This is a genomic window from Streptomyces sp. NBC_01439 (genome assembly GCF_036227605.1).
Classification (GTDB): domain Bacteria; phylum Actinomycetota; class Actinomycetes; order Streptomycetales; family Streptomycetaceae; genus Streptomyces.
Genome location: NZ_CP109487.1, coordinates 9,492,733 through 9,513,148, shown reverse-complemented (window position 1 = coordinate 9,513,148; position 20,416 = coordinate 9,492,733). Strand labels below are relative to the sequence as shown.

18 protein-coding genes and 4 pseudogenes are annotated in these 20,416 nt (G+C 71.0%); 13 read left to right on the top strand and 9 right to left on the bottom strand.

Annotated elements, in window-relative coordinates; translation table 11 throughout:
• Nucleotides 1-162 precede the first annotated feature (162 nt).
• From OG207_RS43555 to pspAB, 4 genes are read left to right on the top strand one after another with little or no spacing between them, the layout of a single operon-like run.
• Entirely contained in the window at nucleotides 163-939 is a 777-nt protein-coding gene (locus OG207_RS43555; protein WP_329107275.1) for a PspA/IM30 family protein, read from the top strand.
• Nucleotides 936-1,214 (top strand): PspA-associated protein PspAA, encoded by a 279-nt coding sequence (pspAA, locus tag OG207_RS43550; protein WP_329107272.1) that lies wholly within the window; start codon nucleotides 936-938, stop codon nucleotides 1,212-1,214. Before OG207_RS43555 ends, pspAA begins: the two co-directional genes overlap by 4 nt.
• Nucleotides 1,215-1,219: 5 nt before the next feature.
• The gene (gene htpX / locus OG207_RS43545; RefSeq protein ID WP_329107270.1) at nucleotides 1,220-2,137 is read left to right on the top strand and encodes a zinc metalloprotease HtpX; all 918 of its coding nucleotides are present in this window, start codon (nucleotides 1,220-1,222) and stop codon (nucleotides 2,135-2,137) included.
• A gap of 17 nt (nucleotides 2,138-2,154) precedes the next feature.
• Nucleotides 2,155-2,733 carry a PspA-associated protein PspAB gene (gene pspAB, locus OG207_RS43540; RefSeq protein WP_329107268.1) on the top strand — a complete coding sequence of 193 codons (579 nt, stop codon included), beginning with the start codon at nucleotides 2,155-2,157 and terminating at the stop codon, nucleotides 2,731-2,733.
• Between the two features lie 8 nt (nucleotides 2,734-2,741).
• Here pspAB and OG207_RS43535 read toward each other — a convergent pair whose 3' ends face one another.
• The 4 genes and pseudogenes from OG207_RS43535 to OG207_RS44220 form a co-directional block, all read right to left on the bottom strand.
• Complete coding sequence (locus OG207_RS43535; RefSeq protein WP_329107266.1) at nucleotides 2,742-4,262, bottom strand: AAA family ATPase; 1,521 nt, start codon at nucleotides 4,260-4,262, stop codon at nucleotides 2,742-2,744.
• 448 nt (nucleotides 4,263-4,710) lie between these two features.
• A complete protein-coding gene (locus OG207_RS43530; RefSeq protein ID WP_329107264.1) occupies nucleotides 4,711-5,868 on the bottom strand; it encodes a site-2 protease family protein in 1,158 nt (385 codons plus the stop codon).
• A gap of 386 nt (nucleotides 5,869-6,254) precedes the next feature.
• Nucleotides 6,255-6,677: a CBS domain-containing protein gene (locus OG207_RS44225; RefSeq protein ID WP_402697585.1), complete on the bottom strand. Its 423-nt coding sequence runs from the start codon at nucleotides 6,675-6,677 to the stop codon at nucleotides 6,255-6,257.
• Nucleotides 6,678-7,110: 433 nt separating this feature from the next.
• A pseudogene (locus OG207_RS44220) lies at nucleotides 7,111-8,265 on the bottom strand (PP2C family protein-serine/threonine phosphatase); the annotation flags it as partial.
• Nucleotides 8,266-8,679: 414 nt separating this feature from the next.
• Here OG207_RS44220 and OG207_RS43520 point away from each other — a divergent pair.
• Entirely contained in the window at nucleotides 8,680-10,023 is a 1,344-nt protein-coding gene (locus OG207_RS43520; protein WP_329107260.1) for a phosphoribosyltransferase family protein, read from the top strand.
• Between the two features lie 13 nt (nucleotides 10,024-10,036).
• Here OG207_RS43520 and OG207_RS43515 read toward each other — a convergent pair.
• Nucleotides 10,037-10,198, bottom strand: a pseudogene (locus OG207_RS43515) (hypothetical protein); the annotation flags it as partial.
• Between the two features lie 143 nt (nucleotides 10,199-10,341).
• Nucleotides 10,342-10,533 carry a hypothetical protein gene (locus OG207_RS43510; protein ID WP_329107258.1) on the bottom strand — a complete coding sequence of 64 codons (192 nt, stop codon included), beginning with the start codon at nucleotides 10,531-10,533 and terminating at the stop codon, nucleotides 10,342-10,344.
• Nucleotides 10,534-10,742: 209 nt separating this feature from the next.
• Between OG207_RS43510 and OG207_RS43505 the strand changes: the two are divergent.
• Nucleotides 10,743-10,898: pseudogene (locus OG207_RS43505) on the top strand (AAA family ATPase); the annotation flags it as partial.
• Between the two features lie 77 nt (nucleotides 10,899-10,975).
• Here OG207_RS43505 and OG207_RS43500 read toward each other — a convergent pair.
• From OG207_RS43500 to OG207_RS43490, 3 genes and pseudogenes are all read right to left on the bottom strand, one after another.
• Nucleotides 10,976-11,384, bottom strand: a pseudogene (locus tag OG207_RS43500) (universal stress protein); the annotation flags it as partial.
• A 114-nt stretch (nucleotides 11,385-11,498) separates the two neighbouring features.
• Nucleotides 11,499-11,966, bottom strand: a complete 468-nt coding sequence (locus tag OG207_RS43495) for an Hsp20/alpha crystallin family protein (RefSeq protein ID WP_329107256.1) — start codon at nucleotides 11,964-11,966, stop codon at nucleotides 11,499-11,501.
• Between the two features lie 190 nt (nucleotides 11,967-12,156).
• The gene (locus OG207_RS43490) at nucleotides 12,157-12,912 is read right to left on the bottom strand and encodes a VOC family protein (RefSeq protein ID WP_329107253.1); all 756 of its coding nucleotides are present in this window, start codon (nucleotides 12,910-12,912) and stop codon (nucleotides 12,157-12,159) included.
• Between the two features lie 52 nt (nucleotides 12,913-12,964).
• On the opposite strand from OG207_RS43490, the gene OG207_RS43485 reads away from it, so the two are divergent.
• The 7 genes from OG207_RS43485 (at nucleotide 12,965) to OG207_RS43455 (ending at nucleotide 20,389) form a co-directional block, all read left to right on the top strand.
• Nucleotides 12,965-13,534 (top strand): DUF1918 domain-containing protein, encoded by a 570-nt coding sequence (locus OG207_RS43485; protein WP_329107251.1) that lies wholly within the window; start codon nucleotides 12,965-12,967, stop codon nucleotides 13,532-13,534.
• Nucleotides 13,535-14,203: 669 nt separating this feature from the next.
• Complete coding sequence (locus OG207_RS43480; RefSeq protein ID WP_329107248.1) at nucleotides 14,204-15,010, top strand: CBS domain-containing protein; 807 nt, start codon at nucleotides 14,204-14,206, stop codon at nucleotides 15,008-15,010.
• A gap of 19 nt (nucleotides 15,011-15,029) precedes the next feature.
• Nucleotides 15,030-15,914, top strand: a complete 885-nt coding sequence (locus tag OG207_RS43475) for a universal stress protein (protein ID WP_329107246.1) — start codon at nucleotides 15,030-15,032, stop codon at nucleotides 15,912-15,914.
• 218 nt (nucleotides 15,915-16,132) lie between these two features.
• Nucleotides 16,133-17,494: a nicotinate phosphoribosyltransferase gene (locus tag OG207_RS43470; RefSeq protein WP_329107243.1), complete on the top strand. Its 1,362-nt coding sequence runs from the start codon at nucleotides 16,133-16,135 to the stop codon at nucleotides 17,492-17,494.
• A 371-nt stretch (nucleotides 17,495-17,865) separates the two neighbouring features.
• On the top strand, nucleotides 17,866-19,644 hold the full coding sequence (locus OG207_RS43465; RefSeq protein WP_329107241.1) for a CocE/NonD family hydrolase: 1,779 nt from the start codon (nucleotides 17,866-17,868) through the stop codon (nucleotides 19,642-19,644).
• A 68-nt stretch (nucleotides 19,645-19,712) separates the two neighbouring features.
• Nucleotides 19,713-20,009, top strand: a complete 297-nt coding sequence (locus OG207_RS43460) for a nitrile hydratase (RefSeq protein ID WP_329107239.1) — start codon at nucleotides 19,713-19,715, stop codon at nucleotides 20,007-20,009.
• The gene (locus tag OG207_RS43455) at nucleotides 20,006-20,389 is read left to right on the top strand and encodes a hypothetical protein (protein ID WP_329107237.1); all 384 of its coding nucleotides are present in this window, start codon (nucleotides 20,006-20,008) and stop codon (nucleotides 20,387-20,389) included. Before OG207_RS43460 ends, OG207_RS43455 begins: the two co-directional genes overlap by 4 nt.
• Nucleotides 20,390-20,416 lie beyond the last annotated feature (27 nt).

The window sequence follows — 20,416 nt, the reverse complement described above, 5'->3', positions numbered from 1 at the left end:
CCCGACACGATCAGGCTGCCGTGCCTCGAGAGGACCGGGACAATGGAAGAGCCACGCTCTGCGTCGTAACCCGAGGCGAGGGCGTGTGACCGACGTGCCCGGCGCGCACACCCAGGCCGGTCGTATGCGGACGGCGTCGGCGTCGAGAGGAAGGCGGTCGCCATGACCAGCATCACTCAACGCATCGCCGGCTTGTTCCGGGTCAAGGCGAGCAAGGCACTGGACGAAGCCGAGGACCCGCGCGAGGTGCTGGACTACTCCTACGAGCAGCAGCGGGAGATGCTCCAGCGGGTCCGGCGCGGCGTGGCCGATGTGGCGACCAGCCGCAAGCGGGTCGAGCTGCAGGCCGGCCAGTTGCGTCAGTCCGCGGAGAAGCTGCAGGGCCAGGCGGAGCAGGCGCTCGCCGCAGGGCGTGAGGACCTGGCCCGCGAGGCGCTCACCCGGTGCACGGCCGTGGCCGCGCAGATCACCGACCTGGAGGGCCGGCAGGCGTCGCTGAAGGACCAGGAGGAGAAGCTGACCCTGGCGGCCCAGCGCCTGGCGGCGAAGGTGGACGCGTTCCGTACCCGCAAAGAGACGATCAAGGCCTCCTACACCGCCGCCGAGGCCCAGACCAGCATCACCGAGGCCGTCACCGGCATCGGCGAGGAAATGGGCGATGTGGGCCTGGCCATGCAGCGCGCCCAGGACAAGACCGAACAGCTCCAGGCGCGCGCGGGTGCGCTGGACGAACTGATCGCTTCCGGCGTCCTGGAGGACGCCACCTTGTCGACCGGGCGGGACGACATCCGGACCGAGCTCGAGCGTGTGACCGCGGGCCAGGACGTGGAGATCGAGCTGGCCCGGATGAAGGCCCAGCTCCCGGCGGCCCCCGCTCCGGCAGCAGTCGAGAGCCCGAATTCCCCGAAGGGCCCGTCGGACCAGGAGGCGAAATCATGATCATGCGGATTCTGGGCGAGGGCCAGTACGAGATCGCCGAAGAGCACCTGGCCCGGCTGGGCGAACTGGACTCCGCCCTTCAGGCGGCGGCCGACGTGGGGGACGACGCGGCCTTCACCACCGCCCTGTCAGCGCTGCTGGACGCGGTACGCACCCTCGGCGCTCCGCTGTCGGACGAGACGATCACACCGTCCGAGCTGGTGCTGCCCGACGAGGGCACCAGCCTCGGGCAGGTACGGGAGCTGTTGTCCGACGAGGGCCTGATCCCGGGGTGATGGCGATGCGCAGCCGTTTCGAGCCCGACCGGCAGCTGACCGCCCGCATGGTGGTCACCATGTTCCTGCTCGGGCTGGTGTACGTGGCGTTCATCGCCGCGCTGATCGTCCTGCTCAAGTCGGTCGTCCTGGTGGTCGTCATCGCCGCGGGGCTGCTCGCCGCGCAGTACTGGTACTCCGACCGGATCGCCCTGTACGCCATGCACGGCCGCCTCGTCACGCCCGAGGAGCAGCCCCTGCTGCACGGTGTCATCGACCGGCTCTGCGCCACCGCGGACATGCCCAAGCCCCGGGTGGCCGTCTCCGACATGGACCTGCCCAACGCCTTCGCCACCGGCCGCAACGCGGAGAACGCCGTGGTCTGCGTGACCACCGGACTACTGCGCCGCCTGGAAACGGAGGAGCTCGAAGGCGTCCTCGCACACGAGCTCTCGCACGTCGCGCACCGCGATGTCGCGGTGATCACCATCGCCTCGTTCCTGGGCGTGGTCGCCGGGCTCGTCGTCCGCTTCGCGTTCTACTCCCAGCTGTTCGGCGGACGCGACCAGCGCGACCAGAACACCGCCGTCGTCTTCATGTCCGTGATGGCGGTCTCCGCCCTCGTCTACGCGGTCAGCTACCTGCTCATCCGGGCCCTGTCCCGCTACCGCGAGCTGGCCGCCGACCGGGCCGCCGCCATGCTCACCGGGAAACCTTCCGCCCTCGCCTCGGCGCTGACCAAGGTCAGCGGAGACATCGCTCGGATCCCGACGCGGGACCTGCGCACCGCCCAGGCGTTCAACGCGTTCTTCTTCACCCCCGCCCTCGGTCCCGGCACCGCAGTGGCGAACCTGTTCTCCACCCACCCCAGCCTGGAACGCCGCTTGGCCGCGCTCGAAGAGATCGCCGCCGAGCTGAGCGGACCCGGCGAACAGACACCCTGAGAAGGAGCTGATCCGCCGTGGGCTTCTGGGATGCCCTGTTCGGCCGCAGCAGGCTGGTCAAGCCCGACCTGGACCAGCTCTTCGGCCTGCCGTCGGCAGCCATCACCCTCCAGGCCGCCATCGGCTTCACTCCGACCGGCCTGGGCTCGGTGTGCTTCGCCGCCATCGAGGGCGGCGCCTTCGCCCGAATCCGACAGGAAGTACACGCCCTCCTCGACGCGGACGCCGAACGAGCGGGCCCTCCGGTGGAGTTCCGCACGGATGAGTACGGGTACGCGTGGCTGCTGTCCCGCCGTGACCCTGCCGAGCTACCCGCCCTGGTCAACGACCTGCACGCGGTCAACACCGCCTTGGAGGAGGGCGGCTTCGGCCCGCAGCTCCTGTGCTCCCTGGTCACCTTCCACGACGCAGAACTGCGCCCGCTCGCCCTCGTCTACCTCTACAAGCGGGGCGCCTTCTACCCTTTCGCCCCGCTGCCCGGCCAGAAACGTGACAACCCGCTGGAACTCCAGGTCAAGGCCGCGGTGAAGGACGACCTGCGCATCGAGGAGGACCTGGGCCGTTGGTTCCCGCTCTGGGGCGCCCCCGGCCTGTGACGACGTGTCTAGGCACCCCGGTACAGTCGTTCAAGATCGATGAGCATGACCTCGTCGCGCGCCTGCGCCGCATGCAGTTCCGGGCTGAACCCCGATGCCCCGTAGAGAGCCAGGCGCACCCGGCTCACATCCTCCTCTTCCCGGGATGCGAGTGTGTCGACGATGCTGCGCAACCGTTGCATGTGGTGGATGTCCATGCCGGTCTGCCATCGCGCGAGCCCCACCGACAGGAGGGCGCCGGTCCTGTGGCCGTCCTGCTCGCGGACCACGACCTCGGCCTGCAACGCGGTCGCCGGGGCAGCGGCACCGAGTGAGCCGTGGGCGGCGGCCACGTGGTCGGCGCCGAAGGTGTCGGGAGCGGCGAAGCGGACTGCCCAGTCCCGGCACGTCTGGGCGAACTGGGGTCCGGCTACGCGGGAGTGGAAATCGGTGCGCGCGTCTTCCCACACGGCTTCGGCGGCGCCCTGCTCAAGCAGAGTCCGACACGGCCGGGCGACCGCATGCTCGAATGCCAGGAGCTGGTCAGCGGGCCGGTGACGCACAAGGGCCGGCCGCAGTCCGTCCGGTTCCGACCGGAGCAGTCCGTGCTCCCGCAGGACGGTGAGCGCCTGAGAGGCATCGGTGAGCTGCTGCCCGAGGAAAGAGGCGATCTCACCCTGCCGCGTGCATCCCGCGGCCAGGGCGGACAGAACGGAATGGCTAGCCCCGGGACTGAGATGTCCGGTCTCCTCGTCCACGAGGTGGCGGGCTTCACGGAACAGCGGCGTGCACGGATTCAGGACGGTCCGGCAGACCCAGGCGTCGAAGTCGTTCCGGTCTGCGGGAGCGTCGCCGCCCACGTAGTCGTGCCGGTAGGCCGGGGTTCCGCCGACGACGGCGTACACGAGGAAGGCCAGCTCCGGGTCGTCGATGCCCCACAGCCGTGCCGCCTTGCGGAAGTCGAACGGCTGGAGGTCGACCTTGAGAGCGGCTGCGGCCGCCAGCGCGGCGGCGGGCGCGAACAACCGGTTCATCACCGGCCCCGTATCGCCTGCGAGGATCAGGCGGGCACGGTTCTCCTGGGGCGAGCGCTCCAGGCGGCGGACCGCCCCGTGAACAGCGGATGCCAGAGCCGGGCTCGCCGCGACGAGGGCGGGAAAGGAGTCGATGATGACGGGCAGCGGACTTGAATCACCCAGCGCGAGCAAGGCGTCCACTGCCTCCTTCCAGTCACTCCAGTGGCTGGGCTCCGAGACCTGCCGGTAGCGCGCGTACTCCGCACCCAGTCTGCGCAGTGACTCGGCTTCGGTAGCCTCCTGTCCACCGAAATAGAACCCGCCGGTGGCCCGCGCCATCGATTCCAGCAACAGCGTCTTCCCTTGGCGGGGCCGGCCCAGGACCGCACCCAGACCCGTCCTGGCATGCGGATCCTTCGAAAAGGCGAGCAGCGCCGACCATTCGTCCTCCCGGTCGAAGAGCCGAGCAGGCTTGCCCGAGAGATCGGGGCCCCCGGCCGAGGTGTGCTGTCGCTGTCCCTGTACGGCATCCACGCCATGCACCTCCGGAACAAGCTGGGGATCCCTCCATTCTCAGGCCCGTGGCCGTCCGGCGCGCGCCGCGCCGCCCTTCCCGGCGCCGGCGGAGCAGCGCGTCGTGGCCGTCAGGGGAAGGCCGACGGCAAGTGCACGAACAGTCGGCGAACGGCACGCACGCCCGGACATCGGCAGGGCGGGTCCGCCCCGTCGCGGCGGCTCGGCACGTGGGCCGGTCGGTCCCCGAACCGGTCCTGCCGGGCCCCTCCCGGTCTCGTGCCACGACTGGGGTGGTGAAAAGCCGGGTGGTGCTGTACGTCACCGCGAGCCCCGTCGGCAGGCCTGCGCGTTCCCCCGCCCGGTCCGTCCCGGCCGGTGCGAGGACATCCGGCCTCCCGGCCGGGCCGTTCGGCCCTGCGAGCCGAATCCCGGATTCCTGCCGCTCCGCAGGAGGGAGCCGCGCGTCTCACGGCACACCGCCGAAGTGCGGGGGCCCTTTGGCGGTCATCAGCCAGGACACGGTACGGCTGATGTCCGAGTACGCGACGATGCCGACGAGGCTGCCGCTCTCGTCCACTACGAGAGCCCGCTGCCCACCTCCCGCCGGCATCCGAGCCAGCAACTCGGCCAGCTGGGCGTCCGGGCCGACGACGGTGACGTCCGAGAGCGGGACCATCACCTCCTGGACCGTCACCGACCCGCGTTGCCGCTCGGCGACCCGCCCTGCCGCGCCGAGCGTCAGCAGCCCCACCGGGGAATGCCCGTCGTCACCGATGACGGGAAAGACAGAGTGGTGGTAGCGGTAGCGGGGATCGCCCAGGAGCGTCGCGATGGACAACCCGGCGGGAACGGTGCCCGGGGAGGTCGTCATGGCATCCCGTACCGGCACACCGGCCAGGACCGCACGCAACTGCGCCTGCTGCCCCTCCGCGGTCGCGGCAGCGATCAGGAACCAGGCGATCATGACGATCCACAGCCCGCCGACCACGTCACCGCGGGCGAACAACAACAGACCGACCAGGAGGAGGAACCAGCCGAACCCGCGCCCCGCCGCTGCCGCACCTGCCGCAGCCCTCACCCGGTCACCCGTCCGCCACCACAGGAAGGCGCGCAGCAGTCGGCCTCCGTCCAGCGGAGCGGCCGGCACCGAGTTGAACAGGGCCAGCAAGAGATTGATCACCGCGAGCCATACCAGCGCCTCACTCACCGGCCCGGGCCCCGCGGCAGCGTCGACCAGCCACGCAACGAGCGCGAAGCCCCCGCCCAGACCCAGGCTCACCAGCGGGCCGACGCCGGCGATCCGTAGCTCGGCGGCGGGCGTCGACGCTTCCGATCTGAGCCTGGCCACACCCCCCAGAAGCCACAGCACGATGTCGTCGACGTCCACATTGTTCCGCCGGGCCACCACGGCATGGGCCAGTTCGTGAGCGAGCAGAGACGCGAAGAACACCGCTGCGGTGACCAACCCCACCAGCCAGTAGATCCACCCGGAACGCCCCGGGTAGGCATCCGGCAACCGCCCTTCGGCCAGCCCGAGTGCGATGAGCATGAAGATGAGCAGGATGCTCCAGTGCACACCGATCCGAACCCCCGCGATCCGACCCAGCGCGAATGTCGGCTTCACAGCTCCTCCAGCGTCGTATCCCTCAGCGGGCACGTATGTCACCCCACGGGACCTGCGAGGTGAGATCCCTCGCCCGGGCGCCTCCGCACCCGGGTCGTCACCCCCGGCGGTACCGGACGCGGCCTCTCCGGCCGGCGGGCCTGTCCGCGGGTGCCGGCGACGGGCGATCAACCGAACAGGTCGCGGACGCGGATGGTGTCCACGGACCGCCCCTGTGGTGTGGCTCTGCGGCGCGTCGGCGGCAGACCGACGGACCTCTCACGTGCGGGCAGCGGCCCGCTCGGTCCATCGTGGGCACCCGGCTCCCGCCACCGCTCCGGGCCCGTCCTGCGTGCGGCCGCGCGGTCGTTCGTCCTGGCCATCTCATCCTCATCCTGTGACGCCGCTCATGGAACGGGGTTCACCCGGTCGTCACGGCGGGGCCCGAGTCCCGGGGTCATCGAGAACGGTCCGATCGCTCCCCCCTCCGCGGCCCGGGGCCCAGGGGCCGGGTTCCGTACGAGGGCGGCGACGATGTCGGAAGCTGTCAGCAGTCCGACCAGCCCGCCGCCGCTGCCGAGCACCGGCAGGGCATCGCAACCGTTCTCCGTCATGGCGAACGCTGCCTTGCGTACGCTTTCCTGCGCCCGGACCGCCACCCGCCGGCGCCCCGACACCAAGGTGCCGACGTCCAGTGCCGAGAGCACGACGGCGGGCGCGGAGCACGCGACCGCGATGTCGCAGCGGTCGAGGAGTCCGGAGCACCGGCCGTCCGGCAACAGGACGGGAAGGTGCGCGGCACCGGTCCTCTCCAGCAGCTCCCAGGCCATGAGCACGGTCTCGTCGGCGGCGATGGCCACCACGTCCCTTCGCATGACCTCCCCGACGGTCCAGGTCGTCACGGGCGTGTCCGGCCCGGTCGGTGGGGGCCGTGCCTGCGGTTGTGTCGCCGATCCCATGCCAGCCCCTCCTCTCCGCGTCGTGAGGTCTTGTCCCGGACATCAGCATGGCCCTGAACGGAGCCCCGGGCAGGTGCCGGTCGGGCCCCTCAAGGGGACCGGGAGGCCCATGGCCCTCCGGCGCCCGACGCACGAAGGTGGAGGAGGCAGTCGCACCCTGTTCCCGGGAGGCCGAGCCGTGCAGACACCAGAATCCGAAGGAAACGGGCCCAGCCTGCGCGTCGACACCGGCGCTACGAGAGCCTGCCGGGCGGCGCCGCGAACCACCAGCGCCGGACGCAGGCATTAGGTCCGCGTGCTCCGTCAGGATCCGGGCGAGAGCGGCCAGTCCTTCATCGAGTGGCCGGTCGGGGTGCTCGACGAGGCCGTCGGTGTAGAAGACGAGGGCCGCGTTCGGGGGCAGGGAACAGCGGTGGTCCCGGCGGGGATGCCCCGTATCCACGCCGAGGTGCAGATCCGGGTCGCCGTGGAGGTACCGGGCGGCCTCTCCCGGGATGACGAGCGCTGGAGGCAGGTGCCCCGCAGTGCTCCAGTGCGCCTCCCAGGCGCGGCCCGCCGGCTCGACCAGGGCCAGGCACACCGTGGTGACCGGGTTGTCGGTGATCGCCTCCAGCGTGCGGTCCAACTGGGCGAGCACGGCGCTGGGCGGGGTGCGGCGTTCGTAGAGCAGGGCACGCAGCATGTTGCGTATCTGGGCCATCGACGCCGCCGCCTGCATGTCGTGCCCGACGACGTCCCCGATGACCACCGCGCAGGCTCCCCCGGGCACGAGCACCGCGTCGTACCAGTCGCCGCCCAGTCTGGCTCCCTCGGCCGGGCGGTAGTGCGCTGCGGCCGTGAAGGGAGCCAGGTCCGGCAGCGTGGGCAGCAGGAGGCGCTGAAACCGTTCGGCGCCGGCCCGGATCTGGGTGATCAGACGTGCCTTTTCGATGGCCACCCCCGCTGCGCCCGCCAAGGCGAGGACCACGGCCTGGTCATCGGCGTCGAAGGGCCTGCCGTCGCGACGGTCGGCGAGGTACAGATCCCCGTACACCTCGCCCTGGACCCTGATCGCCGTTCCCAGCAGCGTGCGCATCGGCGGGTGTCCGGGCGGGAAGCCGGAGGACTCCGGGTGGGCGCCGATGTCATCGACCCGCAGGGGTTCGGGGTGGCGGATCACATGGCCCAGCAGGCCCCTGCCCTGCGGCTTCTCGATGCCCGCAAGGCGGCGCTTCTCCTGCTTGGTCAGTCCCAGCGTGATGAAGTCCTGAAGTCCCTCGCGCCGGTCGTCGAGGATGCCGATGGCTCCGTAACGGGCGTCGACGAGGGCCATCGCGCTGGAGACGATCCTGCGCAGCACACCCGGCAGCTCCTTCTCCCCGCTGACGGCGAGCACCGCGTCGAGCAGCCCCCGAAGCCTTTCCTCGGTCTCGGCGAGAGCCCTGGCCCGGTCCGCGATGCGGTCAAGAGCGATATCCATATCGAACGGATGACCGCCGGAAGACCGAGGGAAGTCCCTCGCATCCATCGCCACCGCCCCTCTCACCGGCCCCCGTCACCACGGGCTCCGCTCTTCCCAGTCTGCAGGCCCGGACGAGAGTCGGACACCCGGGGATCCGTGCCCCGCCTGCCCCCCCGCCTGCCCGGCGCACTCGCGACGACGCCGCATGCGGATGCGGACCTCAGGCGCCGGTACGACCCTGGAATCGGGGGTTCTGTGCCGCGCCGGCCCTTCGGCCTCCGATGCGGCGGTGGCCGGGGGCCCTTGGCCCGGCCCCCGGCCACGCGGCCTGCCGAACACCGCAACCGTCGGGTTCCAGCCACCCCGTCCTTCCGGCCCGCCTCTTCGGCGGCGGAAGCCGACGGGGCGAGGCCGGCGACAAGGAGGCGCAGCATGTTCTTCGCCGATCGAACGGCGGCCGGAAGACAGCTGGCCGGTGAGGTGTCCCGGCTCGGCCTGGCCGAGCCGGTGGTACTCGGGCTCCCCCGCGGTGGGGTGCCCGTGGCCGCGGAGGTGGCACGTGTCCTGGGCGCGCCGCTGGACGTGATCGTGGTCCGCAAACTCGGCGTGCCCTTCCAGCCCGAGGTGGCGTTCGGCGCCATCGGTGAGGGCGGCGTACGACTGATCAGTGGTGCGACGGTCCGTGCCGCCGGCCTGGGGGAACGGGACTGCGCTCGGGTGGAGGAAGCCGAACGGGCTGAACTTCAGCGGCGTCTGACGCGCTACCGGCACGGTCGGGAGCGCATTGCGCTCACCGGACGCACGGTGGTCATCGTGGACGACGGAATCGCCACCGGATCGACCGCGTCCGTGGCGTGCGAGGTGGCGCGGGAGCACGGAGCCGCGCAGGTGGTCCTGGCCGTCCCCGTGGCGGCTCCCCAGGCGCTGGAGCGGCTTCGGGCCGAGGCCGACGAGGTGGTGTGCCTCTCGGTACCCCGTCATTTCTACGCGGTGGGCCAGTGGTACGAGGACTTCTCGCAGGTGGAAGACGAGGAAGTTGCCGCGCTGTTGGCCACGGCGGCGCGGGCCCGCCCGGCACCGCCTGCACAGGCTTCGGGTCAAGGCCCGGCACAGACGGGTGAAGTGGCGGTGGACGCGGGAGGCACGGGGTTGCCCGGGCTGTTGACCGTACCCGAGGGCGCGGCGGGCGTCGTCGTCTTCGCGCACGGCAGCGGCAGCAGTCGCCTCAGCCCCCGCAACCGCCACGTGGCCGAGGTCCTCAACCGTGCGGGGCTGGCGACGCTGCTCTTCGACCTCCTCACCCCGTCCGAGGCGCGGGACCGGGCGAAGGTCTTCGACATTCCGCTCCTGGCTCTGCGCCTGACGCAGGCCACGAGCTGGCTCCGGACGCGGGTCCCCCTACGCATCTGCTACTTCGGCGCCAGCACGGGCGCCGCGGCCGCGCTCATGGCCGCCGCCGAACCCCGCTCCGACATCACCGCGATCGTCTCCCGGGGCGGACGTCCCGACCTGGCGGTCTCCCGCCTCGCAGCCGTACGTGCCCCAACCCTGCTGATCGTCGGTGGAGCCGATGATCAGGTACTGGATCTCAACCGCCAAGCCGCCGCCCGGCTGCGCTGCGAGCACCAGGTCGGCGTGGTTCCCGGTGCGACCCACCTCTTCGAGGAACCCGGCGCCCTGGACGCCGTGGCCGACGCCGCGCTGGACTGGTTCGTCCGCCACCTTCCCCACCTCGGCGCCGTTCCCCGCGGGTCCGACGAACACCGAGAGACGTGATGGCCGCCGGTCCTGGGGCGCCGGCCCGGGCGCCCGTCCGGGACCGCTGACGGGCCCCGGAGGCCGTTCCCAGAATCACGGTCGCCGGTGCTCCGCCCATCTGCGCGAGGACGTATCCAGGCACCCTGCGCCAAGGGAACGCTCCACGTGTCGCGAGCGCCACCGAAACGGCCGGGTTGCGATGGGCCCGGAGGTCTCACCGAGGGTGCAGATCAAGGCCTCGCGACAGCGGCTCTCCGCGCCGAGGCGGCGACAGCGCACGGCTACAACTCCGGCACCCCGTCGCCGCCTTCGGTCACGCGGGACTTCGCCGTGGTGCTACAGGCCCTGGGCCAGGAGAAGTTCATGAGCGAGCCGTGCACCGCGCGCCGCCTGGGCCGACGCGTCCGTGTCCTGTGAGGGGTTGGCCTCCAGACCTTCGGCCAGTGCCCGGACTGCCTGGGCAAGTGTCTGCACCTGTGCTTCGACGAGGGTCAGACGGTCGTGCTCAGAGGGGGTGCTCTGGGTCATGACAAGCCTCCGTGATCAAGACGTGGGTGTACGGGCGTCACGTGCCACTCTGTGCCATGGCAGGGTGCGGGACCACCGGACGCATCCGACGGGTGCCGCCTTTCGGCGGTCGAGTTGCAGACTGGCTGAGCAGGCCGCCCCCTCAGGGGCGACGGAAGGCAGGGGTTTGGACAGAGCCGTACGGACGTACGGCCGGCCGGGCGTCACACGGCGTCACGTTGCTCCACAGCGACCGCCTCCGCAAGGAGCCGGCAGGCATCCCGGCGGAGGAATCCGCAGCCGCCGACCATGGCGAAGGCCGCCTGCGCACGCCCGAGTGGACCAACAAGTCCTGCGCGGCCCTGCTCGACCGCGCATCCGCCCTACGAGACCCGTGCCGGTCCGGAGGACGGACGCGTCGGCTTCGTGCACCGGCAACCTCGGCTCCTCGCGGTGGGTCGGCTCAGTCATGGGGGACCACGGCGACGGGGCAGCGCGCGTGATGAACAGCGGCGATGGCCACGGGCCCCGGACGAGGTGCCAGGGCAGGACGATGCTTGCGTCGGCCGACGACAAGCAGCCCGGCCCCCTCAGCGGCACGGGCCACGGCCTTGGCAGGGCTTTCGAGACCGAGGCTGTCGGCCACCTCCACACCTGGAAACCGCTCGCGCCAGGGGCCGAGGGCCTGGCAGGAGCTTCTGTGCCTCCTCCGCGATCTTCTCGGTCACGTCGTGGTCCGCGCCCCAGGGAGCGTGCGCGTGCACCGGCAGGGTTCGGCCGTGGACGGCCCGCAGGGGCATGCCCCATGCCGCGGCGGTGGCGAAGGAGAATGCGAGCAGGTCGTCACACGAGCCGTGCAGCTTCAGTGCCCGGAGAAGCCGGGGTGTGGCGCGGGCACCGCCGGCGGGTGCGGTTCGAGGCGATGAGAGCTGAGGTGGACGGCCTCGAAAACCGTCCGCCCCGGACGCGTATGTGGTGTCCGTATGTCAGCTCGCGGTGATCTCGATGTGTCTCGGCTTGCCGGCCTCGGCCTTGGGAACCGTCACGGTCAGCACTCCGTCGGCCATGGCCGCCGTGACGTCCTCGGCCTTGACGTCAGAGGGCAGCAGCACCCGGTACTCGAAGCGTCCCGTGCGGCGGGTGGAACGCCGTAGCACGCCCTCACGCTCGCGTTCCTTGTACTCCCCGGTGATGCACAGCTCCCGATCGCCGATCTCGACGTCGATGTCTTCGTTATTGACCCCGGGGATTTCCGCCTCGACCACGTAGGCGTCGTCCGTCTCGTGCATGTCTGCCAGAGGAGCCCAGGTTCCGGCGGGCGCGGCGGAAGCGAGCAGCTGGTTCATCCGCCCGAAGAGTTCGTCGAGCTCGCCGGCCATCGGCTCGCCCCAGCCCAACGCGGGAAACGCCCGTTCCAGAAGCTGTCCTGGCCTGTGGCGTACAGGCAGGGTCATAACGGTTCACCTCCATGAAGCACCGGATACGAGGTCAGTTCCCATCCTCCGCTTCCGTGGCCCGGAAGGCGAGTCGTGCACCGGCACCCTTCAGCACCCGCGCCGGCCGTGCGCCCGTGGGCGCCCCGCTGCACAGCGTGTGCAGTACCGCGAGCCGGTAGTAATCGCTGAACTGCGCAGGTGGGCGTTGTCACGTGGAGGCGGAAGGCGACTGGTCGAGGGTGAACAGGCCGCCGTCCGGGTCACTCACCGTCACCCTCAGTTCTCCCTCACCCCACGGCTCCGCGTCGGGAACGATGCTGCCACCGTTCTCCACTACTGCCGCCTGCGCCGCCGTCAGGTCCGGGACCTTGAAGTGGACCAGCCAGCGGGGCCGCATCTGCGGCCTGGCGGCGGCCGCCTCGACCGGCCCGCTGTTCAGGCGCGCTACAGGCCGGCCCTCGCGCCGCAGGACGACCTGGTCCTCCTCGTAGGAGACGTCGCAGCACCCGCTGCCCTCCTCCGCCGCCCGCGCCCACTCCAGGACCTCACCGTAGAAGACGGCCGCGTCGAAGGCGTTCTTGGTGTGCAGCTCCAGCCACATCGGCGCCTCGCTGTCCCCGACACTCCACTCGGACAGGACACGCCCCTCCCAGATACCGAAACCCGCCCCCTCGGGATCGGTCGCGAGAGCTGCCCGGCCGCGCGGCGGATAGGAGACCGGGCCCACCCCGACCGTGCCCCCACGTTCCCGGATCCTGGCCACGGTGACATCGGCGTCGTCCACCGAGAAGTAGACCGTCCACGCCACGGGCACTGCCAGCGCACCAGCCATCGCCCCGATCCCCGCCACCGGCACACCGTCCTGCTCCGCCACCGAGAAGGCACGCCCGAAACCACCCGTCCGGAATGTCCAACCCAGTACCGCCCCGTAGAAACGCTCCGCGGCCTGACGGTCACGTGCCATCAGACTCAGCCAGCACGGGGAACCCACCACATCCGCTGCTACGAGCACCACGATGCCGCCTCTCTTCGTCATCCGGACCGCCGCCCCCGAACGGGCACAGGATCACTCGTTCCTGCCAGTCAGGCGGGCAGGTTCCCGAGTCGGCCGCGGCGGCACGAGGCGGTCATTGCTCTGGCTCCTCCACCGTAGCCCGGCGCCTCCCACGAGGCGCAGAACGGAGAGCGCGTCGGCGCCGTCGACCAGGCGGTCTGATGAGCTTGGCCCAGGGGACCACGGATCAGCAGCGAAGAGGGCCATACGGATTGGTCGCACGGCCTCGGCGACTCAGGAGCGGCTCTCGAAGCGTACTCTCGAATTGGTGGGAGGGTCGGCGAGCAACAGGCGGAGGGAGCACCCCGTGCGCGCACACGTCGGAGACTGGATCGTGGTGGAGTCCGTGCATCTGGGCGGGCAGCGCCGCCGGGGTCAGATCGTGCGTCTTGAGCATCCGGACGGCACACCGCCATATGTCGTGCGCTGGACGGAGGATGACCGGGAGACCGTCTTCTTCCCCGGACCTGAAGCCCACATTGAATCCGCGGACGAGCACATGGCACGTAGGTCGGCTTCTCCCTACGGATGACGGAGTCCGGACCCGACGCCCTGGATGTCTCCTCGGATCCGCGGGATCGTCGAGCGCGGTGGGGCAAGGGCGCGGAAGAGCGAGGGCGCTTGGCGGCCTGGATCTTGGGAACGGTCACTGCCGACGGCCTCGACGGGCCGCCGCATTCGGCACTCGAAACGGCCGGTGCGGCGCATACCCCGACGCAGGACACCGACCGCGCGCCATCGGTCGGCAGGACCCTCAGCCCCGGGAAAAGGTCCGTTCGGCCCCCTGCGCGTCTCGGGTGGCCGAGGAAGACTGGGTGGTGGCGAGTAGGAAAGGAGCGGACGGATCGGAGCCGCTCCCGGACCGTAGTGACGTCGATGCGCTGCGGACCGCCACACGACGGAGCGTCGCCGGCCGCCCTGCACATGCGCGAAGTGGCACACAGTGGCCGCGCCGCCTTCCCATGGCGTGTCTGTCGATGGCGTGATCCATGGGTCCGAGGTCGCCCATGAGTGAGCACACATCGGACACCGAGCGGCCCGAGGACCGGATGAGCGTCCGCGAAGCACACGCCCAGACCCCGGCACGGGCCGTGCGAGTCCCCCGCCGAGGGGCTTGGAGAATCCGGAGGAACAGGAACTCGACGCGCCCCAGCGAGCGGCGCGAAGCCCGAACCGCGGGACCACATATGGAGCGAGCGCCATGAACGAGAGTGAGAAGTACTCAGCGGGCGCCGAGGCCCGCCGAGGCGTGCCGGGGCGCGCCTACATGCCTGACGAGCCGCTGCGGCAGGACGCCCTCATGCGGTACCTCGGCGCGATCGCGGCCGTGTCCGCCGCGAAGGCGGCCCGGCCTGCCGCCCGGGCCCCCCGCACAGACCTCGTCGTGAGCGACCTGATGGCCGTGCCCCATCCGTCGGTCACCGCCGACACCGCCCTCCCCGACATCGCCCGAGCCCTCTCCGAGCACGGCATCGGGTCACTGCCCGTCGTCGACACCGACGACCGGGTTCTGGGCGTGGTCTCGGAAGCCGATCTCCTCGCCGTGGTCGCCGCGCAGGCGCACCGCCCCAGCACCGTACGCCGGCTGCGGGACACCCGGCCGGCGGTCGAGCCAGGCAAGGAGACGGCCGAGGCCCTGATGACCAGCCCAGCCATTACCGTCCTGGCGGACACGACGGTCCCCGAGGCGGCATGGCTGGTGGCTCTCACCCGCCTCAAGCGCCTTCCGGTCACCGAGGCGGACGGGCGGCTCGTGGGTACCGTCGAGCGGCACACCCTGCTGGACGCCCTGCTCCAGGACGACGCGGCCGTCCGTGAGGGCGTGGAGGGCCGCGTCCGGGAGATGTTCCCCGAGGCCGCCGACACGGTGGAGGTCACCGTCCATGAGGGAGTGGTCCGTCTCCGGGGCCCCGTGGCGGGTGACGACGCCGCGCGGCTGCTCGCCGAGGTGAAAGGGCTCGATGTGGTGACCGCCGTGATCGACGAACTGACCGTGCGGGACGGATGAGAGGGCGGCGGTGGCCCCGATGGAACTCCCCCTGACCGTCGGCGTCGACGGCTCCGACTACGGCTTCGAGGCACTGGACTGGGCCGTGGACGAGGCCGCCTTGCACAAGCGCTCCCTGCGGATCGTGTACGCCTCCCGGTGGGAGCGGTACGAGCCCCCGGCGCCCGGCCAGGACCGGTCGGCCGGACAGGTGGTCGGCCATGACGTCGTGGGAGTCGCCGCCGGCCGCGCCGAGCGGCGGAACCCGGACCTCGAGGTGGACACCGAGGTACTCGCCGACGACCCGGTGCACGCGCTGCTTCGGGAGAGCCGTACCTCATGGCTCCTGGTCACCGGTTCACGGGGGCGTGGCGAGATCGCAAACCTCCTGCTGGGCTCGGTCAGCCTGCCGGTCGCCGCCCGCGCCGCGTGCCCGGTCGTCGTCGTCCGCGGCGACGAGGCCGGCCTCCACGGCACGCACGACCGCATCCTGCTCGGCGTCGCCGACACCCCCGGAGGCCCGGAGGCCGTACGGTTCGCCCTGCGCGAGGCCACGACGCGCGACTGCGAGCTCCACGCGGTCCGTGCCTGGCGGTGCCCCGCACCCGAGGCCGTCGACCACCCTGCCCTCCCCGACGGCACGTGCGTCTACCACCGGGCACGTGCCGACACCGTGCTCGACGAGGCCCTCACCGGGCCGCTGCGCGAACACCCGCCGGTCCGGCTGCACAGGGCTCTGGTGGAGGGGCCCGCGCACAAGATCCTCGTCGAACGCACCGCGGCGGCCGACCTCGTGGTCGTCGGCGCACAACGCCACGAGCGCCACCTGGGCCTGCAACTCGGCCACGTCGCGCACGCCCTGCTGCACCACGCCCTCTGCCCGGTGGCGGTCGTGCCGAAGATCGAGGGGAGCATCCGAGCATGACCTCCCCGGCCGCACGGTGCCTCATCAGGACAGATGTTGCGCCACGGCGACCTGCTCGGGCGGCCCAGGCCGTCGGCGGGGTCCTGCCCAGCTCGGCGTGGTCCGTGATCGCGGTGGCGGAGCGACTCGTACGGGCGGTGAAGGCTCGGTGAACGTCCACTGCCGACTCTCGGAGCCCGAAGCCTCATGAGGGAAGGCCCGACGCAGAGGAGGAAAGCATGTCCAGGGTGACGACCACGGACATCTACGAGGTCACCATGGCCCTGTCGTACCTCCGCGAGGGGATGCAGGAGCCGGCCACGTTCAGTCTCTTCGTACGGGATCTGCCCGAAGGCCGCGGATTCCTGGTGGCGGCCGGGCTGGAGCCCGCGCTCGACTTCCTCTCCGGCTTCACGGTCGGCCCGGCCGATGTGCGGGACTTCGCGGAGGCACTGCACCGGCGGCCGGATGAGCTCCGGCAACTCCTCGGACTGCGGTTCGACGGGGAGGTACGCGCGGTACCGGAGGGACGACTCGTCCTGGCCGGGGAGCCGCTGCTGGAGGTGACCGCCCCGTTGCCACAGGCGCAGCTGGTGGAGACGTACCTGCTCACCCTGGTCTGCCACCAGACCGCGGTCGCGTCGAAGGCGGTCCGGTGCGTCCTTGCCGCCGCCGAACACCCCGTGATCGACTTCTCGCTGCGCCGCAGCCACGGCCCCGAGGCAGGCAGGGCGTCGGCCCGGCTCAGCGCGATGGTGGGGTTCGCCGGAACGAGCAACGTGGCCGCCGCCGTGCAGTACGGCCTTCCCGCCTCCGGCACGATGGCGCACTCGTACGTCGAATCCTTCCCCACCGAGCACGACGCGTTCCGGGCCTTCGTCCGGGCCCACCCCGGCCCTGTCACCCTGCTCGTCGACACCTACGACACCGAGCACGGCGTCGAGGCCGCCGCGCAGGTCTTCCACGAACTGGGCGACCCGGCCGGCTGCGCGGTCAGGCTCGACAGCGGGGATCTCGACGCCCTCGCCCGGCGCGCCCGTGCCCTGCTCGACGCCGCGGGGCTGCCGGGCGTGCGGATCATCGCGAGCGGCGGCCTGGACGAGTACGCGATCGACGTTCTCGTGCGGGCCGGGGCGCCGATCGACGTGTACGCGGTCGGTACGAAGATGGGCGTGTCCGCCGACGCCCCGTACCTCGACGCGGCGTACAAACTCGTCGCTTACGACGGCCGCCCGGTGATGAAGCTCTCCTCCGCCAAGGCGACCGAACCCGCCCCCAAGCAGGTTTTCCGCCGTCATGGCCTCCAGGACACGGTCGGCCTGCGCGACGAGGACGTCCCCGAGGGGGCGGAGCCGCTGCTGCGGACCGTGATGCGGGGCGGGCGCAGGATCGGTCCGCACTCCTCCCTGGCGTCGGCGCGCGCCCGGTGCGAGACGGATCTCGCACAGGCGCCGGAGGCGGCACGCCGGATCGACAGCCCCCGGGCGCCGGTGGCCGCCGTGTCGCCCCGCCTGGCCGCCCTGACGGACGAGGTGAGGCGGCACATCACCGCCTCGATCGGGACTGACCTGCCGTGCGGAACCACAGCGTCGCCGAGCTGATCACCGACCGCGGTCCTCCGCATCCACACCCCTTCGGCGTGCGCGGCCCCGCTTGAACGGGTGGGGAAGGGGATCTGGGTGGCCGGGCGGGCACAGGTCTTCGCGATCATGGAACTGCGACGCTCTGTGACCGCCGGGGAGACCGTGTCCGTCCGGCTCGGCGTCTCCTCCCGGCTCGAGCAGATCGCACTCCACTCCTACCGATCGCGGATCGAGGTCCCCGATCCACGCTCGGAAGACGTCCCGTTCGGGCGGCGAAGAGGGGGCGTGCGGTGGCGCCGCCGACACTCGAGAGAAGCCGGATTTTCCCGATATGCCCTGTTAGCCTCGGTCTGGTGACGTAACCGCTCACCGCACAGGGAAGGGGGCTCGTGTCCAGGGTCGCGGGAGTCGAACCGGGTCAGCGCCATCTGAACGGTCCGCAGACCACGGGCCGCGAGTACCGCAACCTGTCGGAACCGGAACACGGCATGCGGCGTGATCGGAACGTCACCGTCGGGATGCGCGACGGCATCGAGTTGCTGGCCGATGTGTATCGACCGGATGGCGACGGCCGGTTTCCCGCACTGATCGCGGCGTCACCGTACCCGCGCCAGATCCAGGACCTGGGCGCCCCGATGGGCTTCATCGAGGCCGGCGCATCCGACTTCTGGGTGCCGCGCGGCTACGTACACGTGATCGCCAACCTCCGGGGGACGGGGGGCTCCGGGGGGACGTTCGGGTTCTTCGACGCTCAGGAACGTCGTGACCTGCACGACCTGGTCGAGTGGGCAGCGAGCCAGCCGTGGTGCGACGGCAACGTCGGGATGATCGGCATCAGCTATTTCGCCATGGCGCAGCTGGAGGCAGCTGTCGAGCGCCCGGCGCACCTGCGGGCGATCTTCCCCGTGGCTGTCACCACCGACCTGTACGAAGCGGCGATGCACCACGGGCTGTTCAGCTCCGGCTTCGTGACGCCCTTTCTCGCCATGGTGGGGCTCACTTCGGCCCGCAGCGATCGGTTCTGGCGCGGCCCGCTGGTCGACGCGGTCCGGGACGTTCTGCGTACGGCGCCACTTCACCGGAAGTTCGCCACCATGAACGGCGAGTCGTCGATCGCTCTCCTCCATGCTGCGCTCAAGCTCCACCACGATCCACACCCGTGGGACGACCTGTGGCGCGCAATGGCGGTCGAGCACCCGCTGCGTGACGAGTGGTGGGACGAACGGAACCTCCTGCCGCTGCTCGACCGCGTCGAGGTCCCCACCTATCTCGGCTGTGATTGGCAGAACGTTCCACTTCACCTCCCCTCCACGTTCCCCGCCTTGCGGGCGCTGACCAACGCTCCAGTCGTCCGGGTCGCGATGCTCGGCGAGTTCGGGCTGACGTGGCCGTGGGAGAGCCTCCATGTAGAGGCGCTCGCCTGGTTCGACCACTGGTTGAAGCATCAGGACACCGGCATCCTTGACGGCCCCGCGATCCGGTACTGGATGCCCGGCGCCGACGAGTGGCGCACGAGCGACGTGTGGCCCCCGCAGGGCAGTAGGCAACTCGAATGGAGCCTCCGGGCCGATGGCGCGCTCGGTGACGACCAGGGGGCCCCGGGAGAGCGGTCGCTCATGGTGCTCGGCCAGGGACTCGGACGATCACGGCCGAGCGACGCCGACCCTCCCACCCAACTGGCGTGGACCAGCGAACCGCTGACCGAGGCGCTCGACGTCGCCGGCGACATCGAGGCCGAGCTCCATGCCAGCGCCACCGCCACCGATACCGCATGGATCGTCACTCTCCAGGACGTGGCGCCCGACGACACCGCCGTCGACGTCACCGCCGGATGGCTGCGGGCCGGCCTGCGCCGGATCGATCCTGACGCCGACTCGGCCGGGCCGCCCCAACTCCCCTGTCGCGAACCCGAGAGCGTCGTCCCGGGTCTGGTCACCACTTATCGGATCCCACTTGTCACCAACGCCCGAAGGTTCGCCACCGGGCATCGCATCCGGCTCGTGGTCACCAGCGACGACCAGGACCACAGCACCCCCGCCATCATGGGGTTCCGCCACGCGCCCGTCGGCACGAGCAGCCGGAACACCGTCCATTCGTCGTCGAGGCTCGTGCTGTCCGTCTCCGGGCAGCCCGACCGGCACACCCCGGAAGCGGGCGTGAGCACGTGAGAGATGCACCCGATGCGAATGCCGGATCCGGCGGTCCGGCCGGCCTCGACCTTGAGCAAACCCTGACCATGCTCGCCTGGAGCGATCCCGCACTGGCCGAGGACCCCGGCGCGGCGTTGACCCGGCTCGGCATCGACGTACCGCCCGCCATGCGGTTCGACGTGAGACTCCAGCGTCCGGACACGCTGTACCTCGTCATCCCGCCCGTGCCCTCCGAAGAGAACGGCGGCGAGAACGTCGTGAACCAGATGGACTTGTGGCGCAGCGGCGACCAGTTCGTCTGGATCCTGCCGCAGGACGCAAAGACGGCGCTGCTGGAGATGCGAGAGCAGTACCGGAATCATGGCGGCGAGGACGGCCGATGAGCGGTGCCGATCGTTTCACCGAGCACTACCGGCTGCTCAGCACCGACCCGGCGATGAGGGCAGCGCTGCTGGCCGACCCCAAGGCGGCGCTCGCCGCCTACTTCGGCTCCGTCGTCGACGGCGCGTACCGCATCGAGGTCATCGAGCAACGGGCGGACACCATCACCGCGGTGATCCCGGCTCCCCCCGAGCCGGGCGTCGACCCGGCCGCCCGACTGGCCGACGTGTCCGGACGGATCTACGACATGTTGCACAGCAGCGGCATCGGCGGCTACCTGATCCCCAACGAGGCACTTACCTGGGTGCTGCGGGACATGCGAGCGCTGTGGGCGAGAGGAGACGCCGTCGATGACGCCGACAGTTCCACCACAGGTCGCTGATCGTGCCGACCGCGCACCGTGCTCCGT

Coding starts and splice junctions, on each gene's coding strand:
- OG207_RS43495 (WP_329107256.1), bottom strand. CDS start 11,966: ATGACCCTGCCTGTACGCCACAGGCCAGGACAGCTTCTGGAACGGGCG.
- htpX (WP_329107270.1), top strand. CDS start 1,220: ATGCGCAGCCGTTTCGAGCCCGACCGGCAGCTGACCGCCCGCATGGTG.
- OG207_RS43455 (WP_329107237.1), top strand. CDS start 20,006: ATGAGCGGTGCCGATCGTTTCACCGAGCACTACCGGCTGCTCAGCACC.
- OG207_RS43475 (WP_329107246.1), top strand. CDS start 15,030: ATGGAACTCCCCCTGACCGTCGGCGTCGACGGCTCCGACTACGGCTTC.
- OG207_RS43480 (WP_329107248.1), top strand. CDS start 14,204: ATGAACGAGAGTGAGAAGTACTCAGCGGGCGCCGAGGCCCGCCGAGGC.
- OG207_RS44225 (WP_402697585.1), bottom strand. CDS start 6,677: ATGGCCTGGGAGCTGCTGGAGAGGACCGGTGCCGCGCACCTTCCCGTC.
- OG207_RS43520 (WP_329107260.1), top strand. CDS start 8,680: ATGTTCTTCGCCGATCGAACGGCGGCCGGAAGACAGCTGGCCGGTGAG.
- OG207_RS43555 (WP_329107275.1), top strand. CDS start 163: ATGACCAGCATCACTCAACGCATCGCCGGCTTGTTCCGGGTCAAGGCG.
- OG207_RS43485 (WP_329107251.1), top strand. CDS start 12,965: ATGCCGCCTCTCTTCGTCATCCGGACCGCCGCCCCCGAACGGGCACAG.
- OG207_RS43510 (WP_329107258.1), bottom strand. CDS start 10,533: ATGACCCAGAGCACCCCCTCTGAGCACGACCGTCTGACCCTCGTCGAA.
- OG207_RS43470 (WP_329107243.1), top strand. CDS start 16,133: ATGTCCAGGGTGACGACCACGGACATCTACGAGGTCACCATGGCCCTG.
- pspAA (WP_329107272.1), top strand. CDS start 936: ATGATCATGCGGATTCTGGGCGAGGGCCAGTACGAGATCGCCGAAGAG.
- OG207_RS43460 (WP_329107239.1), top strand. CDS start 19,713: ATGCTCGCCTGGAGCGATCCCGCACTGGCCGAGGACCCCGGCGCGGCG.
- OG207_RS43490 (WP_329107253.1), bottom strand. CDS start 12,912: ATGGCACGTGACCGTCAGGCCGCGGAGCGTTTCTACGGGGCGGTACTG.